The sequence below is a fragment of the Myxococcus xanthus genome, assembly GCF_006402735.1.
Taxonomy (GTDB): domain Bacteria; phylum Myxococcota; class Myxococcia; order Myxococcales; family Myxococcaceae; genus Myxococcus; species Myxococcus xanthus_A.
The window spans coordinates 7,711,932-7,728,206 of record NZ_CP017174.1; the positions used below are offsets into that span (position 1 = coordinate 7,711,932).

Sequence of the window (16,275 nt, forward strand, 5' to 3'; positions counted from 1 at the left end):
TGAATCGCTAGCTCTCTCGGGCGCCCGCGCGCGGGTCTTTGGTGCGCTGCCAAGTCCGATCGATGCAAACAGGAAACACCGTGCGTCCCCAGGCGGTCTCGTGGCGGCGCGCGGCACTCCTTAGCATGCACGTGGATTCATTCCACCTTCAGCCTGGAGAAGCGTCATGAAGATTGTTGTGATCGGCGGTACCGGCCTGATCGGCAAGAAGGTCGTGGCGCGACTGGTTGCGCAGGGCCATGAGGTGGTTGCCGCTTCGCCGGCAACCGGCGTCAATGCGTTGACGGGCGAGGGCCTGGCGCAGGCGTTGTCCGGCGCGCAGGTCGTAGTGGATGTCGCGAACTCGCCTTCGTTCGAGGCTCGGGCCGTACTCGAATTCTTCGAGACATCGGGCCGCAACCTGGCGGCGGCCGAAAAGGCAGCGGGCGTGGCGCACCATGTTGCGCTGTCGGTCGTGGGCACCGACAAGCTCAAACAGAGCGGATACTTCCGCGCCAAGACCGCGCAGGAGGACCTGATCCGCAAGGCCGATATTCCCTACACGATTGTTCGCTCGACGCAGTTCCTGGAGTTTCTGGGTGGCATCGTGCAGTCGGCCGGACAGGACGACACGATTGCGCTGCCCCCCGCACTGTTCCAGCCGATCGCGTCGGACGACGTGGCGCACGCCGTGGCCGATGCCGCGCTTGCCGCGCCGCTCAACGGTATTGCCTATATCGCAGGGCCGGAGCGCTTCAGGATGAGTGATCTGGTGCAACGCTATCTCAAGGGGATTGGCGATACGCGCCGCGTTGTGGCGGATCCCGCCGCGAGGTATTTCGACGCCGAACTCAAGGAAGACACGCTCGTGCCGGAAGGCGAGGCTCGCCTTGGCCGCATCCGCTTCGAAGACTGGCTGCCATCACAAGCGAAGTAGTCTAGAGACACCCGATGGATAACGAGAGGTTGCGGCCTCCGCCACTTACGCTGCTCGACAAGTATCGGGGTCAGGGATTTTCCGCGCCCTACACAACGACCGTCACGGTGTCAGGCGGCGAGGCCGCGCATGGCCACGCATCGGGCATCGCGAGATCCGATGACGGCAATCTGATCCTCGATCTGCGTCTGCCCGCGGCACTGGGAGGCCCGGGCGGCGGCACCAATCCGGAGCAGTTGTTTGCGGCAGGCTATGCAGCCTGCTTTCACGGGGCATTGAGGCTTGTCGCCAAACGCTCACCGGTCGACATGACGAACGCGATGGTTGCGGTCGAGGTGTCCTTCGGCCGCGACCCCATCGACGGCGGCTATGCGCTGTTCGCGGAGCTCCACATTCGCATGCCCGGCGTGGAAAGGCACGTTGCCGAAGCACTCGTCCGGGATACCGAGCGCCTCTGTCCCTACGCAAAGATGGCACGCGAAGGGATGCACAGCCTCGTAAGCGTGGTCGACTGAGGCCACGCAGGCGCCGCGAGCCCGAACCCTTAGCCCTGCAGGAGATACCCATGACGCAACATCTTGACGACTTTCAGCAATCCCCGGTCTGGAGTGATGCCATGAAACGCGTTCTTTTCATTGTGACAATCCTGGCGATGTCATGCCTGATGATGGCAAGCCCCGCCGTAGCCGCGGCCGATGTCAGCGTCAAGCCACTGCTCACGGAGCCGTTACCCGAGTATCCGGGCAAGGAAGTGGAGATGATCGTTGTGGAATATGGTCCGGGCGGTGCCGACCCGATCCATCGCCATGACGCACACGGCTTCATCTATGTGCTCGAAGGCAGCATCGTGATGGGCGTGAAAGGCGGCAAGGAGGTCACGCTCAAGGAGGGAGAGACCTTCCACGAAAGCCCTGACGATATCCACACGGTCGGGCGCAATGCCAGCAAGACAAAGCCGGCAAGGTTCCTCGTGTTCCTGATCAAGAAGCAGGGCGCGCCGATCCTGACGCCCGTGAAGTAGCCAGTCTGCCTGTCGGTCGGCGGGGGGCGCTGGAATATGGGTGAATTGACGCATGCTCCACCCTGTACCCCAAACGGCCCCAGCAGATTGCCATGTCCACGAAGGGCCGCCACCCGAGAAATGACGCAGGGGAGTTCCGTGGCAACAGCGCCCTGTGTTCGTGACAAACCCCATGAAGCTGCGAATCAGTCCGGGGGCGCTGCCGAAGAAGCCCTTCCCTGCCTATGAAGGCTCCTGTGAGCCCCTGCTCTCCGCCCGGGCCAAATCCACCCTTGAGCCCTTGCCGTCAGCCACCTTCAGTTTCTCCCAGCGGACGTCTCCTTCGAGACGAGAGCGGGGAAGTCCAGAGGTTCTGGTGGCTCCATGTCTACCGTTCGATTCATTGCGTGGACAGGAAGCTCACGAAGGGCTTGTTCGCCTGTACCTACCCAAAATCCCGTCGCTGCGTCACGCTCGCGTCCACTCCACCTTCGGTAGTGCGTCAATGCGAGTGAGCGAGGCGCGGACGGGGCCGGTGAGTTCCCGTGGCGGCAATGAGGGGAGGAGGAGCAATGGGGAGACGGCCTCGGGACATACCAAGCTGCCGCTACACGCGGCCGGCTCGACACCAACCGCGGAGGCTGCGGACGAGGGCCGGACCGGCCGAGATGGGCCACGGGGCCACCTGGGCAGGGCTTTCGACCCTGAGCCTGCGCGCGCATCGAAACCATGCGGCTTTCACCCACCTCGGCGACTGTGGGTGGAAAGCTGACAGCGGCCCTTCGCCACGATATCGGGCACACGAGAAGTGAAGCTCGCGGAGCTTCAATCGGTCCCCGATTGAAGGGCGCAACCAACCTCCTCCTTGAAGCCGCTGAATATTACTCGGCTTTCGGCCCCTCAGAGAGTTTGAGTCCTCTGAGAGAAAAGCCGAGAACGAGTTCGCGCAGGGCTTCATTCGGGGAGCTGAACGAAGAGCCCTACCAACCGGTAGGGCCCTTTTGTTCAACACGGGCCTCTCGATGAATATCGCGGGGCCTTCGTGCTTAAGCCCTTGCATCACAAGGGATTCTGGATCGCGGCGCTGGGAAGAGCACTCTGCCCCCAAACCTCATGTGGCCCGAGGTGCGAGGCGAGGCCTCACGGGAATGCCATGACTGTCGGCGGCGTGGTGCTGGTGAAGAAGTCCGGGAACCTCGCGGTGTAGTGGCTCCCGCTGCCGCTCTCTCCCGAGATGACGCCGGTCTTCGAGCCCGAGACGGTGACCGTGGTGCCGTCCGCGGCAATCGCCACGTTCTCCGACACGATGTTGCCCGCCCCCATGTAGACGCCCAAGCCGCTGCTCCGGATGACGGTCAGTGTGGCCGGGTCCACATGATGCACGCTGAGGGTGATAGGCGCGCTGCCGCTGAGGCTCGACTTCTTGGTGTAGCTCGCGGCGATTCCCAGCTCGTTCCCCGCCACGGACCGCGTCGGCTCATAGACGACGGACGTGCCCAGGGTCACGGTGCCGTAACCATACACACACGTCGGGATGGGCTGGCGGAAGAGCTTGATGTCATAGACAGTCGGCGTCACGTTCGGCTGCGGGTAGGCGGAGATGCTGTAGATGCATCCGTCAAGCGACACGGATGATACCGCTGACTCTTGCTGCGCCAGCGCGTCGTCCTGCCCGGTCACCCCATCTCCTCCGCCGCAGGCAGGGAAGAGAACGGCGGCACAAAGATAGACAGCCCGTTTGAAGAATCGCATCGTGCAATAACTCCTTGGCTCGCGGGGAAGCGCGAGGAAGGTAACAGCAAAGCGATTCTCTTCGCAGACAATCTGCACGCATCCACTCGTTCCTCGATGACACCACGGGGGGCAACGATGACCCCAGCGGAGGAGAGCTGCCGCGCAGCAAGCTGCGCCTGGGGCGCGTGGTCATCACCTCGAAGGCGACGCCCAACGATGCATGACCGGGAACCCGAGGCCTCGCATGCAGAGCGAAGGCCCTCTGGATGGATGGTGTTCGGAGACTCGCCCGCATTCACATAGGCCACGCGCGTCTGGGTGGACGACCTCTTGGACTTCGAGGGCGGGGCCGACGTCGAGGTGCAACCTGCATTCGCCGGGCCCCTGGCGGAGGTAACGCAAACGGCGGCGCCCTGCGTGTGGTGCTCCACCCAGCAGCTGTGCCTACCCGAAGTTCGGTCGCTGCGTCATGGGGACACCATTGCCACTTCATGCAGTGCGTCTATGGGAGTGAGCGAGGCGCGTACGAGGCAAGCGAGTTCCGACTCGAGAGCCCCCACTGTCCGTGGATGAGATGATGGGCACTCCCGTGGGACGAGCCCCTCCTTTCATTCTTCAGACAGATGGGGTGCTGGTCATCGAGGTCGTCGTGGGTGGCTTCGCGACGAGCACGGTGCGTATGCGGCTATCACGTCGGAGGAGGCACAGGCATTTGCTCGCGAGGGCCGCGCCTGGGCTGACCGGCTCGCGCAGGACATCATGGCCCATCCGTCCTTCGACGGGCGGGCCTACAACGCTCCGGTGTGAGGGTGAAGACTCGGGACGGGGACCGGCATATGTCCGGTCTCCGACTGGCGCGGTGCCCTGTGGAGCAATGTCCCGGAGTCGGAACCAAGTGCACGGTGGCCGCCCCCCTTCCGGAGCGCCCTCATGTTCAAAGCCCCCAACTCCGACGTGGCCGCCAGCGCGGCCGAATCCGTCGACTGCCGCCCCCTCCTCACGTCGCTGTCCGACGTGGGTCTCCTATCCAAGGAGCGAGGACGCGCGCTGACAGACAAGCTGAACCGCTTCTTCGAGGCGGTCCGTGCTCCATCAAAGAAGACCGACGAGGCGTTCTGGACGGGTTTCCAGCAGCAGTTCGGCTTCGCTACGGTCGCGCCCTCCGAGCGCGTCACGCCGATGAACGCCGCCAACCTCTGCCCGGAGCCCACGGCGCTCATCGAGTCACTCAACGAGTTACGCCTGGAGTACAATCTCAACGTCTCGCAGCAGATGCGCACCGCGCAAGGCGAGCGGGTGCGCCAACTGGAGCAGACGCGCAAGAGCCTGGCCCTCGGGCTGGGGCTGACGGACCCGAACGACCTCGCCATCGTGCGCAACGCCACGGAGGCGAACAACGCCGTCAACTGCGGCTTCCGGGGCTGGAGCACCGACGGGAACGACACGGTGGTGATGTGGGCGGAGAACCATCCCACCAACCGCGAGGCCTGGAAGATGCGCGCCGAGTGGCCCGGTCGCCCCAAGCCCTTCCAGGTGGTGGAGGTGAGCTTCCCGACGAACGCCTCGGAGGCGGACATCGCGGAGGCCTTCATCAGTCGCATCACCCCGCGCACGCGCTTCGTGACGTACACGGAGACGGCAAACAGCAACGGCTTCCGCATGCCCGAGCCGGTGATGAAGGCCATCTGGGACCACGTGAAGACGAACCGGCCGGACTGCCACATCCACATCGACGGGACGATGGCGTGGGGCGCGCGCCCGCTCAACCTGGCGGACGCGTACTGCCACAGCCTCGTATCCAGCGCCCACAAGTGGTTCCTGGGCCCCAAGGAGACGGGCATCCTCTTCATGCGCAAGGAGAAGACCCGGAACTTCATGCCGAGCATCTTCGGGTACGACTACCGCATCGTCATCCAGCCCTACCGGGAGCTGCCGGAAAACGCGCTGCGGTTCGAGCTCATCGGCCAGCGCGACGACGTGAACATCATCGCGCTCGACCTCACCCAGAAGATGTGGACGGCGCTGCAGTCGCGCAAACCCCACGAGCGCGTCGCCCAGCTCGCCCGGCACCTCATGTCGCGACTCCATGAGAGCGACGGCCGGTGGAAGCTCGTCACGCCGAGCGACCCGGCGCGCAGTTGGGGAGTGGTGCGCGTTGAGGCGCCGAAGGAGCACCGGGAGAAGACGCTGTACGACTGGCTCTACGAGGACCCGCGCTACCGCATCGCGGGCTCCGGGGACGACAAGACGTTCCGTCTGTGCCCTCACATCTACAACACGATTGCCGAGGTGGACCGGGCCGTCGATGGGATGAATGCCTGGTACGAGGACAAGCGCTCGTGATGGGCGGACCGTGACGCGGCGCACGGACCAGGACAGGGGGGCCGCACGCACTGCGGGGCCGTGACAGGGCTCCGGAAGGCATGCGTGCCCGAGGCACCAGGAGGCCAGCCTGTTCAATGGCATGACTCCTGAGACCATCCGTTTGCTCCCCGTGAGGAGTATCTGGATGTCCGCGACGCATGCGCCACAGCGGGGTGTGCCTTGTCCCTATCCAAAATTCGGTCGCTGCGTCATAAGCGCGTCAAGGCCACCTTCGGCAGTGCGTCAATGAAAGTGAGCCAGGCGCGCACGGGTGGACGAGTTGAAGGTGCGGCGCGCGCAATTGGCGACTGCCCTTGAGGCAGCGCGCGCCCGGGCCAAGGAACTCCAGGCGCAGCATGCCGATGCTGCGCGGTTGGGCGAGCGGGAAGCGCAACTGGAAGCCTTTGCCGCGGCCGTGCGTGAGGGGCTCGACGCGCTCGACTTCGAGGGCAGGCAGCGGCTGGTACGCCTGCTCATCGAGCGCGTCGTGGTGACGGGTGAGCGCGTCACCATCGAGCACGCCGTCCCCCTCTCCGGCAGGTTTTGTCGTTTGCGGAAAAACGACGTTGGCCGTGTTCGCCTGCGTGAGGTGTGGAGGCCAGGGCAGGCGTCTACCCCATGGGGCTGCGCGGCTTCTCCACCTGCCTGGCGCACGGCTCGCGCGGCCCCCGTCAGCGGCCCTCCTCGCCCCCGCCGCTCCTGCTCTCACCCTCGACATGGCCTCTATCCCGCCTATACGCCGGAACCTGTCAACGACTTTGAGACACGGGTCCTGTCTCAGAATTATTGACAGTCACCGCTCCTCCGGCAACCATCCGCTCCAACAGGCGACTGGTCCGAGGTGTCTCCGCTTCCAGACGAGACCCAGCGCGACGAACGCCATCCACCGGGCCACTGAACGGGATCTACCGATGTCGGATTCATCTCGGTCCGTATTCTTTGGCGCCAATGCTGCGCGGACCGGACACTTCGAGGGAGCGGGGCCGCTCGTGGTCAAGCGAGCCCGCTGGAAGTTCACGATGAGCACGCTCGCGACCACGCGCAACACGCCTGCAATCCACGATGGCGTGCTGTTCGCGAACTTCGACAACGACAAGCTTTACGCGCTCGACCTCTCGAAGGGAAATGAGCTCTGGAGCGTGCGGGTCGGGGGGCGAGTTTCCGAGAGCATCTCGAATCCGATGGTTGCGCATGGTTTGCTCTTCGTCGTCGGGGGCGGGCAGTGTCACGCCGTCGATCTTGGCACGCACGCCATCCGCTGGAGCGCCTCGTGCGACTCCGAGGCGACCTCCTCTCCGATTGTTGTCGACGACGACGTCTACGTAGGAACGCGGCTCGGTGGGGTGGTCGCCATCGACGCGCGCACAGGAGCCGAGCGATGGCGCGTGCAGCTACGATGTGGTGAGAGTGTGCAGTCCGCGGTCAGCGTGACGCGCGATCAGGTCGTCGTCGGGACCAGACGGGACTTCGTCGAGGGCCACGTCGTCGCGCTCGACCGCGCCACGGGGGTCGAGCGATGGTCGGCGAAGGCCGGTGCGATGGGCAATGGCGGAGCGCCCGCGATCAAAGGCAGCACGGTCTATGCCCTGTCCGGTCTGGGGAAGTGCCTTCGCGCGCTCGACCTCGCCAGCGGCAAAGAGCGTTGGTCCTACGAGACGGGCGGCGCGCTGTGGGGAACGCCCGCCGTCGCGGACGGCGTCGTGTGCTTCACCGGCGATCACAAGATTCTCCACGCGCTGGACGAAAAAACCGGGAAAGAGATTTGGTCGGTCGCGCTCGACAAGCCGCCGACGGCTACGGTCTCGCCGGCGATCGCAGGTGGCGTCGTCTACATGGGGGCCGGCAACGCCGTCCACGCCTGGACGCTTCGGGAGGGAACAGAGCGCTGGCGGTGGAAGGCTCCCTACCGCGTGACGACGGCACCGCTCGTCGCCGACGGCACGGTCTACGTGGGCTGTGACCGCGCGGTCATCGCGCTGGGGTAGCGTCGGCCTGTGCCTACCCAATATTCGGTCGCTGCGTCATGAGCGCGTCATGACGGTGAGCGGTATGCACGACCAGCCGCCGGGTCCTCTCTCCCGCTTGATAGCGGTCGGCACCTCGCGAATCCCAATTGGGTGAGCGTGGCGCGAACACCTTCGGTGTAGAGCTTGTCCCTGTCTCGGTGCAAGTACCGCGGGGCGCTGGCCCAAGGGAAGGACTCTCGCAGTCGGGTGCGCTGTCACATTGAGGTGGAATGACAAACAAATCCATCCCCGCGGACTCTGACAGATGCAAGCGCAAGAAGCCCTGCCATGTGGGTGATGGTTTCGGCGCCCCCCTTCCCGGTCTGGACATGTACCGAGCGACGGCTGTCTGGCCTACCTCCATCCCCAGCTTCAGCAACTCCCCGTGAATGCGCGGGACACCCCATGTCGGGTTGGCTTCGGCCATGCGCCGAATCAACGCGCGCAGATCCGGAGTTGCCCGAGGCCGCCCCACCCGACTCCGGGACTTCCAGCGCCAGAAGAGTCGAAAGCCCATCCGATGCCACTTCACCACTGTCGCCGGCTGCACCAGGCACAGTGGCCTCCGCCACCCCTGCCAGAGGCGGCGGCTGGGTTCGCGCACTGCGGCTACCCGCCTCAATCGCGATGCACGCCGTGTTAGATATTGATGCGGGAGCTGACGGTGCGGATGTCCATCCCCAACGCGGAGAACTCGGCGGCGTGGGCGCGCAGGAACTCCACGAAGCGGGGATGCACGTCCGCCTCCTCGTTCGCCAGCAGGAAGCCGTAGCTCGTCTTCGAGAGCATCCACGAAATCCACAGCATCTCCGTGGCCTCCTCCGGAGGCGGCGCGACGTCATGGTCCGCCTCCGTCGACAGCGCGCCCGCCTTGCCCCAGCGCAGGCCCAGGCACGCGTAGAGCACCTCGCCCGCGTCGTCCCATTGGAGGTTGTTGGCCCAGGCGTGCCGGAATGTCGCGAAGTAGATGACGTACCGGCACAACTGCTTGAGCGCCTCCATCTCTCCGGGCTGGGGTGCGTCCGTCCGGGTCACCGCGCTGACGGCCTTGGCGTGGGTCGCGGCGACCTTCGCGTCCAGGTCCATGCGCTCGGAGCGCACGAACCACGGCGCCGCCCTTCCCGGCACCGTCGCGCGCAGGTAGCGGCACACGAAGGCGGGCGCCGAGTGTGCCACCAGGTCGTCCGAGAAGCGCCGCACCTCGCTCCACTGCGCCTCCAACGCCGCGCCGTGCTCCGCGAAGAAGGCATCCACGTGCTCCCCTACCAGCCGCCAGAACAGGCCCGCCGCGCGTGCGTAGCGGTGCGACTCGCAGATGGGCGGCGCGGGCGCGAAGCCCTTCCAGTCGTAGCTGCCCATCAGGTGCAACAGCCGCGTCTCCACGCTGCGCTCGGTGAGCGCGCTGGCGCGGGTGATGTAGCCGGTGGGTCCCACGAGGAAGCCGTTGGCGGAGTGGTTGATGAGGACCACCTCCCGCAGGTGCGGCATGAGCAGCCAGCGCAGCGGACTGCGGCGCAGATTGCGGTGCGCGGCGATGGCGTACTGCTCCACGTTGAAGTGGCACTGGCCCAGGTGGTTGCCCAGCTCCGTCTCCAGCGTCGCGCTCACCCGCGCCATCCGCTTGGCGGCCTCCCAGGCCTCGCCGTCCGCGGGCGTGTAGCTCCGCCGCGTCACGGGAGAGCCCGGCGCCGTCGCGCCCGGCTCGCGCATGCCCAGGATGATGCGCACCGGCAACAGCCGTCCCTCCACCAGCCGCAGCCGCACGTCCACGTCCGGCAGGCAGTGGACGCCGTCCTGCTCGTAAGCGTTCCACGGGAAGTAGAGCCGGAACGCCTCCGGGTCGCCGGGGGCCTCCGGGTCTCCATCCATGAGGGTGGAGAACATGCCGTTGAGCAGCCGCTCTCCGAAGAAGGCGTCGGTGCGCGTGGAGCCCGGCGACTCGCGCTCCATCCGCACCGTCATCGCCTCCGGATAGTCCGCCTGAATCCCGTCCAGGCTCGGCGCCTGCCCCAGCCGTCCCTGGAGCAGGTGGCGGCGCTTGACGAGCTCGATGGGCGCCACCGCCTTCAGCATCGCCAGCGCGCGCCCCGGCGCGTAGGCCGTGGGCGGAGTCCCCTCCTCCGTGACAAGCAACCGGGCCAGCGGCGTCGTGGGGTCGTACTCCCAGTAAGGCAGCCGCAGCGTGCCGAAGTCGTAGTGGAGCCCACCATGGTCATCCGGCCCCTTCTCCGAGCCGATGCGGCGCCATGCCTCCACCACCTGCCCATCCGGGCGGAAGCTGTGCTGGGGCTCGAAGAAGCGCACCTCCAGGTCGGGCAGGTCTCCCACGCCCGCGTCGGCCGGGTCATAGCGAATGGAAAAACATCCATCCGAGTCCGTGAACCCCTCCCCCAGGAAGTCATCCGGCGTGCCGAAGTCCCTGTCCCACAGCTCCACCTTGATGTGATGCAGGGGAATGGGGCCCTGGGGCCCGTCCTGCTCGAAGACCAGCCGCCCGACCGCGACGGCTGGCAGCGTGGTGGGCTCCCTCGCGGGACGGACAGCCCGGATGCGCGGTGCGAGCTCGCGGCTGATGGCCAGACGCTCCTCGAGCGCGAGCCCCGAGTACCACCGGGACAGCTCCTCCGCCTCGAGCACCTCGTTGCTTCCGCTCTCGCGTCCTTTGCCCCCGAGAGAGCCCATCCATCGGCGCAGCCCCGCGAACATCATGCCCGCCCCCATGCCGCAGGCGCGCCCGTCCCAACGTCTCTCATCAGCCCCACCTCTCCGGGTCACACTCGCGCTCACGTCAGACGCTTGTTCAATGCGTTCGTGCGCTGAGCGACGCCGGCTTCATTCCCAGGGGAGAGTACCATGGCTTGAGGTCCTACTTTTCTCGTTCTACGGTCTGCGCCCGCTACACAGAGGGAGCCATGACTGTCGAGTACAAACTCACGATTCGGACGGGCACGAAGCTCGGCGCGGGGACGGATGCGAACATCTCCATCGTCCTCGTGGGCACGCGAGGAGAGAGCGCCCCCCGCGTGCTGGACAAGTACTTCCACAACGACTTCGAGGCGGGCGCGGAGGACGTATACGCCCTCTCTTCCGAGGACCTCGGTGACCTGGTCCTGTTGCGCTTCAGCAACGCGGGCGGCGTGGCGGCCGACTGGCTGCTCGACTGGGCAACCGTCACGGCCGGAGAGAAGCAGTGGCGCTTCCCTTTCTACCGGTGGGTGCTGAGTGGCGCCACGGTGGACGTGCTCGAGGGGACCGCGAAGCTCGCTCGCCAGGCAGGCAGCGAGCGCGAGTCCACGGCGCGGCGCGAGCTGCTCGAGGCCCGCCAGCGGATGTACCCGTGGCGCGCGCCCGAGGCGACCGAGGGGCTTCCCGGCGCGCTCGACATCAGCGAGGCGCGGCCCCTGCCGAAGGACGAGCTCTACCGGGGCCTGACGGAGGGCAGCTACGAAGTGGTCATCGCCAAGACGCTGGCGGCCATCAAGCTGAACCTGCCCATGCTGACCCGCGCCTGGAACGGGCTGGTGGACATCTTCGACTTCTTCAAGCACATGGAGGTGCCCCAGCTCGCCCAGCGCTGGAAGGACGACCTCGAGTTCGCGCGGCAGGCCATCCAGGGCATCGCCCCCCTCCACATCACGCTCATCCCCAGTCTGCCGCAGGGCATGCCGCTCACCGACGACGACGTCCGGGGCCTTTTGTCGCCCGGCACCACGCTGGCCAGGGCGCTCGACGCCAAGCGCATCTTCCTGCTCGACTTCGAAATCCTCGACGACATCAGGATGTACCGGAAGGTCGGCGAGGGCGGCGTCGAGGAGCGGCGCTGGGCTCCCGCGGCGCGCTGCCTGCTGTACCTGGATGACCAGCGTCAGCTGCGGCCCCTGGCCATCCAGCTCGGGCGGGACGCCCAGAAGGACCCCGTCTTCACGCCGAACGACGACACGTACGACTGGCTCGCCGCGAAAATCTACCTCCGGTGCAGCGAGGGCAACGCGCACCAGATGGTGGCGCACGCGCTGCGCACGCACTTCGTGGCGGAGCCGTTCGTCATGGCGACGATGCGCAACCTGCCGGACCCGCACCCCGTCTACAAGCTGCTGCGGCGGCACTTCCGCTACACGCTCGCCATCAACGAGGGCGCACGCAAGGGCCTGCTCTCCGCGGGTGGGGTGTTCGACGACTTCATCGCGACGGGCGGCCCCGACAAGGGCCACCTCCAGTTGGGCAAGAAGGGCTTCCAGCGCTGGACGCTGGCGGACAACAAGCCCCGTCAGGACCTCGAGCGGCGGGGTGTGCTGGACCCGGCCGTGCTCCCCAACTATCCCTACCGCGACGACGCCCTGCCCTTGTGGGATGTGCTCGAGGAGTACGTCGGCGGCGTCCTCAGGCACTTCTACCGGACCGATGCCGACCTCGAGGCCGACACCGAGATGCAGCAATGGTGGAAGGACCTCACCGAGCACGGGCTGCCCGCGGACAAGCTGCCGTGCCGGGAGCTGCGCCGCGTCGACGACCTGGTCGACATCCTCACCACCGTCCTCTTCACGGTCAGCGTGCATCACGCCGCGGTGAACTACCTGCAATACGAGCACTACGCCTTCGTGCCAAACGCCCCCCTGTCCATGCGCAGGGAGCCCCCCCGGCAGAAGGGGACGCTGCGTGCCGAGGACATCCCCGAGATGATTCCCACCAAGTCCCAGATGCTCTGGCAGGTCGCCATCGGCCGGGCGCTCTCCAGCTTCGGAGACGACGAGGAGTACCTGCTGCACGAGGGCGGCTGGCGCGAGGAGTACTTCCACGAGCCGGAGCTGGTGGCCATCCGCCAGCGGTTCCAGGAGCGCCTGCGCGCCCAGCGCAAGGCGGTGGAGGCGCGCAACGCGAGCGCCGAGGTGCCCTACACCGTCCTGCGTCCTGACCGGATTCCCTGTGGCATCACCGTCTGAGCCCTTGGAGACACACGCTCATGCCCAACCTGCTCTCTCGAGGTCTCTTCAGCCTGTTCTTCGGTGGCCGGCGCAAGCCCCTGGCCAGCCTGCCGGGCCCCCCGCCGGGGCTTCTGGGCAACATCGGCGACTTCCTCGGCGCCCAGCCGTGGGACGTCTGCGCCCGCTACGCGCGCACCTACGGCCCCGTCGCCGTCACCTGGCTGGGGCCCAGCCCGGCGCTGGTGCTCAATGCCCCCCCCCTCATCCACGAGGTACTGGAAACGCGCCGGCTGGAGTTCGAGAAGGGCAACATCGGCGACCAGATTCGCCACTCCGCCACGGACGACACGCCCTTCATCGCCCAGCAGGGCGAGGACTGGGCTCGCAAGCACGCCATGGATCCGCTCGCCCAGCCGTGGACTCCCGCCTGGCACGCGGCCCAGGTGGAGCCCCTGCGCGCGGCCATCCTCGAGTCGGTGGAGGCGCTGCTTCAGCAGCCCTCCATCGACCTGACGCCCACGCTGCGCAAGCTGACGTTCGACGCGTTCTGCGTGGCCACGGTGGGCGAGAAGCTGCCCACGTCCGTGTACGACGACTTCATGCTCCTGGCGGCGGCGGCCGACGCGCGCATCCAGGCCAAGCTGCCGTTGAAGTTCGTCTCACCGCCCAAGGGTTTCGCGGATGCGAAGGAGCGCTTCTACGGCCTGCTCCTGGACAAGGTTCGCACGGCCAGGAAGGCCCCGGAGCCGCACCGCGTGGACCTGATGTCGTGGACGCTGCGCGAGATGCCCCAGCTCGATGACGTGGTGCACGCGAACCTGCTCGGCGGGTTCTTCTTCGGCGGCGTGTTCTCCTCGAGCACCACCCTGGTGGGCGCCTTCCATCAGCTGAACAAGTACCCCGCCACCGAGGAGCGGCTGGCGCTGGAGTCCGCCGCGCTGGCGCAGGGGCCGCTCACTCTGGAGCGCCTGAAGGACGCGCCCTGGGGCGAGGCCGTGGCCTACGAGGCCCTGAGAATCCTGCCCGCGGTGCGCATCTTCCTGCGCCGCACGCCGCTCACGCCGACGCGGTTGGCGGAAGTCACGCTGCCGCCGGGCACGACGCTCATGATTTCCAACCAGCACCTGCACCGGGACCCGAGCCACTGGACGAACCCGGAGACGTTCGCCCCGGAGCGCTGGCTCGACGGGGGCGCGGCCCGGAATCCGCTCGGCAGCGGCCACTTCTTCCCCTTCGGCCGGGGTCCTCGCGCCTGCGTGGCCGGGGACTTCGCCATGGTGTTCCTGCGCACGGCCCTGGCCACCCTCTCCGCCCACGCGCGCGTCCACGTCGACTCGATGGAGCCCTTCGAGGAGGGCTTCTTCTTCGGCGTGGTGCGGCCCCAGGGTGTCACGGGCAAGCTCGTCCCGCGCCAGAGGCAAACCCTTCACCCTCCCACGGGAGCCCATCCCACCGCCGCAGTGGAATCCGCATGACCTTGTTCCGACATCCCCGAGACCGCATCCCCGTCCTGCTCTTCACCCTGGTGTTCGCCCTGGACCTGACGGTCTTCTTCACGGCGCGAAGCTGGTGGTTCCCCATCCTCTGGCTCGCCCTGGGAGTGATTCCCAAGGGGTGGATCAGCGCGTGGAACCACCACCACCAGCATGTGCCCATGTTCCGTCATGCGCTGCCCAACCGACTCCTGGAGGTCATCTTCGGCTTCCAGACGGGCGTGACGTCCCATGCGTGGTTCCTGCACCACGTGCTGGGCCACCACCGCAACTACCTGGACCAGGCCCAGGACGAATCGGGGTGGAAGCGCCGCGACGGGTCCACCATGGGCGAGATGGAATACTCCGTCTTCAACACGCTCGTCGCCTATCCCCGCGCCTTCCGCGTGGGCCGCTCACATCCCAAGGCGATGCGCGTCTTCCTGACCATGGGCGCGCTCCAGGTGGCACTGCTCGGCGTGCTGTTCTGGCACGACTGGTACAACGCCCTCTGGGTGTTCCTGCTGCCCATGGCGGTGTCGCTCTACGTCACCGTCTGGGCCACCTACTTCCACCACGTGGGGCTGGAAGCGACGGAGCACACCCACGCCTCGTACAACATCCTGCACAAGGGCTACAACCTGATGACCGGCAACCTGGGCTACCACACCGCGCACCACGCGAAGCACGGGCTGCACTGGTCTCAACTGCCCGAGCTTCACGCGCAGCTCGCCCAGGCCATACCGGCCACGCACTACCGGCAGCCGGGCATCCCCTTCGTGTGGACCAACCCGGAGGCGAAAATCGAGCCGGCCGAGGCGGAGTTCGGCGCCATCCCCCAATGATAGGCTGACGCCGGACGTGGTGTACGAGGTGCGAGCGAGCGAGGCGCACCGGCCGAGGCGACAACGCCCCTGACTCAGGGGGGGCACCCAGGAGCCCGCGCGCACCGTCCTGGCACGGGTGCTCAACAGTGCCAACCGGCGCACCGTGTGGACCCTGAGTGGGCAGGGGGCGAAAGCCGGATACCTGCTCTCTCCACCGGGTCTTTCGCCTCGCTGGCGGCACGCCACCGCCCCCTACACCTGCGCCCAGCGAGAATGTCCCCGCTCCGAAACGAAGCGCTTCGGGCGGGTGACCGCGTCTCTCAGCACGCATCGTCAGGCCGAGGGGCACAGACTTGGTCCACGCCCACAACTCCAGGCCTACCGCTGTGCCTACTCCACGTTCGGTCGCTGCGTCATGGTTGCGTCGAGACTGAGCCAGGACGCGCGTCAAGGCGAGTGAGCGAGGCGCGCACTGCCTTCGAGTTCATTGGCCGGCAAGGCGGGAAGTCACCATGGCGCGGGAGAGCCTTCAGGTTTGGGCGCCTGGTGGAGTTGCCCCCGTCAAATCGGACAGCTCAGGGTTGAGATTTCGCAGTGCGGAACTCGCGGGGTGACTTCATCGTGAGCCCTGGGTGCGGATGGAGGCGCCTTGGCGGTGCCCGGACCGAAGCGGGCATCGAGCGTCTCGGCCATTGGAGCGCGGGTGATACCCAACTCCCGGAAATGGGGGCTGATTCGAACACTCGTCCCAGTCCGCCGGAATTATTCAACCAACCCGGTCAGTCGCCCCCCCTCGACGCGTGCTTGCACATCATCAGGTAAACGCCAACAAGCATGCTGGGCGGAAACAAAACGATATCGGCTCAGATAATTCTTTCCGGATGCGCGCGGGCCCCTTGCCGGTCACCGGGTGCTTGAGCGACGCCAGCACGGACACTCGTTATTTTCTAGCATATCTGGAATATCTCGATTCGATGAGGCTATTGTCACGCCCCCTGAGGCCAATAACTCGCGGCGGTTCCACTGACTGCCTG

The 16,275-nt window shown here is 66.5% G+C and carries 11 protein-coding genes; 8 read left to right on the forward strand and 3 right to left on the reverse strand.

What is annotated here, in order from left to right; translation table 11 throughout:
* Positions 1 to 166: 166 nt before the first annotated feature.
* Genes BHS09_RS31660 through BHS09_RS31670 form a run of 3 tightly spaced genes read left to right on the forward strand, consistent with a single transcriptional unit; the run spans position 167 to position 1,937 of the window.
* Positions 167 to 916: an SDR family oxidoreductase gene (locus BHS09_RS31660; protein WP_140799878.1), complete on the forward strand. Its 750-nt coding sequence runs from the start codon at positions 167 to 169 to the stop codon at positions 914 to 916.
* Positions 917 to 930: 14 nt separating this feature from the next.
* Positions 931 to 1,431, forward strand: a complete 501-nt coding sequence (locus tag BHS09_RS31665) for an Ohr family peroxiredoxin (RefSeq protein ID WP_140799879.1) — start codon at positions 931 to 933, stop codon at positions 1,429 to 1,431.
* A 50-nt stretch (positions 1,432 to 1,481) separates the two neighbouring features.
* Positions 1,482 to 1,937 carry a cupin domain-containing protein gene (locus BHS09_RS31670; RefSeq protein ID WP_237079931.1) on the forward strand — a complete coding sequence of 152 codons (456 nt, stop codon included), beginning with the start codon at positions 1,482 to 1,484 and terminating at the stop codon, positions 1,935 to 1,937.
* A 1,119-nt stretch (positions 1,938 to 3,056) separates the two neighbouring features.
* Here BHS09_RS31670 and BHS09_RS31685 read toward each other — a convergent pair.
* Positions 3,057 to 3,545, reverse strand: coding sequence for a hypothetical protein (locus BHS09_RS31685; RefSeq protein WP_237079932.1), 489 nt, complete (start codon positions 3,543 to 3,545; stop codon positions 3,057 to 3,059).
* 1,035 nt (positions 3,546 to 4,580) lie between these two features.
* Between BHS09_RS31685 and BHS09_RS31700 the strand changes: the two genes are divergently transcribed.
* Positions 4,581 to 5,993, forward strand: coding sequence for an aminotransferase class V-fold PLP-dependent enzyme (locus BHS09_RS31700; RefSeq protein ID WP_140795133.1), 1,413 nt, complete (start codon positions 4,581 to 4,583; stop codon positions 5,991 to 5,993).
* A 241-nt stretch (positions 5,994 to 6,234) separates the two neighbouring features.
* Here the strand turns inward: BHS09_RS31700 and BHS09_RS31705 are convergent, their stop codons facing one another.
* Positions 6,235 to 6,534: a hypothetical protein gene (locus BHS09_RS31705; protein WP_140795134.1), complete on the reverse strand. Its 300-nt coding sequence runs from the start codon at positions 6,532 to 6,534 to the stop codon at positions 6,235 to 6,237.
* A gap of 391 nt (positions 6,535 to 6,925) precedes the next feature.
* Here BHS09_RS31705 and BHS09_RS31710 point away from each other — a divergent pair, with 391 nt between their 5' ends.
* On the forward strand, positions 6,926 to 7,999 hold the full coding sequence (locus BHS09_RS31710; RefSeq protein WP_335929549.1) for an outer membrane protein assembly factor BamB family protein: 1,074 nt from the start codon (positions 6,926 to 6,928) through the stop codon (positions 7,997 to 7,999).
* Between the two features lie 660 nt (positions 8,000 to 8,659).
* Here the strand turns inward: BHS09_RS31710 and BHS09_RS31715 are convergent.
* The gene (locus tag BHS09_RS31715; protein ID WP_237079933.1) at positions 8,660 to 10,729 is read right to left on the reverse strand and encodes a lipoxygenase family protein; all 2,070 of its coding nucleotides are present in this window, start codon (positions 10,727 to 10,729) and stop codon (positions 8,660 to 8,662) included.
* A 203-nt stretch (positions 10,730 to 10,932) separates the two neighbouring features.
* On the opposite strand from BHS09_RS31715, the gene BHS09_RS31720 reads away from it, so the two are divergent.
* Genes BHS09_RS31720 through BHS09_RS31730 form a run of 3 tightly spaced genes read left to right on the forward strand, consistent with a single transcriptional unit; the run spans position 10,933 to position 15,259 of the window.
* Positions 10,933 to 12,960, forward strand: a complete 2,028-nt coding sequence (locus BHS09_RS31720) for a lipoxygenase family protein (protein WP_140799882.1) — start codon at positions 10,933 to 10,935, stop codon at positions 12,958 to 12,960.
* Positions 12,961 to 12,980: 20 nt separating this feature from the next.
* Positions 12,981 to 14,417 carry a cytochrome P450 gene (locus BHS09_RS31725; protein ID WP_140799883.1) on the forward strand — a complete coding sequence of 479 codons (1,437 nt, stop codon included), beginning with the start codon at positions 12,981 to 12,983 and terminating at the stop codon, positions 14,415 to 14,417.
* On the forward strand, positions 14,414 to 15,259 hold the full coding sequence (locus BHS09_RS31730) for a fatty acid desaturase family protein (RefSeq protein ID WP_140799884.1): 846 nt from the start codon (positions 14,414 to 14,416) through the stop codon (positions 15,257 to 15,259). Before BHS09_RS31725 ends, BHS09_RS31730 begins: the two co-directional genes overlap by 4 nt.
* The last annotated feature ends 1,016 nt before the right edge of the window (positions 15,260 to 16,275 follow it).